We start from the raw sequence: 502 nt of genomic DNA, 5'->3' as shown, positions 1-502 counted from the left end.
ACTGACGCTGTCGGGCGAAGTGCTGGGCGACATCTACCTGGGCAAGATCAAGAAGTGGAATGACCCGGCGATCGTCGCGCTGAACCCGAAGATCAAGCTGCCGGATACCGATATCGCCGTGGTGCGCCGCGCCGACGGTTCGGGCACCAGCTTCATCTGGACGAACTACCTGTCGAAGGTCAACGCGGTCTGGAAGTCGAAGGTCGGTGAAGGTTCGACGGTCAACTGGCCGACCGGCACGGGCGGCAAGGGCAACGACGGCGTGGCGGCGTTCGTGCAACGTCTGCCGGGCGCGATCGGCTACGTAGAGTGGGCTTACGCGAAGCAGAACCACATGACGTACGTCGCGCTGAAGAACTCGTCGGGCGCAGTGGTCGAGCCGAAGACGGACACCTTCAAGGCAGCGGCAGCGGGCGCGGACTGGTCGAAGTCGTTCTACCAGATCCTGACGAACGAGCCGGGCAAGAACGCATGGCCGATCGTCGGCGCAACGTTCGTGCTG

At 63.5% G+C, this 502-nt stretch carries 1 protein-coding gene; it reads left to right on the top strand.

Going from position 1 to position 502, the window contains the following annotated elements; genetic code table 11:
- The coding region (pstS, locus tag PQR02_RS40780; protein WP_408243447.1) for a phosphate ABC transporter substrate-binding protein PstS at positions 1 to 502 on the top strand (502 nt) is incomplete at both ends.

The organism is Paraburkholderia sediminicola, assembly GCF_046026895.1.
GTDB classification, from domain to species: domain Bacteria; phylum Pseudomonadota; class Gammaproteobacteria; order Burkholderiales; family Burkholderiaceae; genus Paraburkholderia; species Paraburkholderia sediminicola_C.
The sequence above is the reverse complement of the archived record's forward strand: the minus strand, read 5'-3'. Positions and strand labels throughout refer to the sequence as shown.